The sequence below is a fragment of the Monashia sp. HAY1-5C genome (assembly GCF_056755255.1).
On the sequence record NZ_JBPGXG010000647.1, the window covers coordinates 1 to 224 of the forward strand.

General features: G+C 66.5%; 1 protein-coding gene. It reads left to right on the forward strand.

The features are described 5' to 3' along the window. Positions 1 to 208 (forward strand): hypothetical protein (locus tag ACR9ZK_RS23050; protein WP_481344242.1); only part of this gene is annotated, 208 nt, incomplete at its 5' end. Positions 209 to 224 lie beyond the last annotated feature (16 nt).

Below are 224 nucleotides of genomic sequence, written 5' to 3' on the forward strand. Positions count from 1 at the left end.
CCCCCCCCCCCCCCCCCCCCCCCCCCGCAAAACAAAAACCACCACCCTAGATGTAGCTCCGTCTCGTGGGCTCGGAGATGTGTATAAGAGACAGGTCGAGGGGCACGTCGGCCACGCGCCACTCGTCGCGATCCTCCAGCGGCCCGGCTTCACGCTGCGCGGCGGCACGAACGAGATCCTGCGTGGCCTGTCTCTTATACACATCTGACGCTGCCGACGACGGA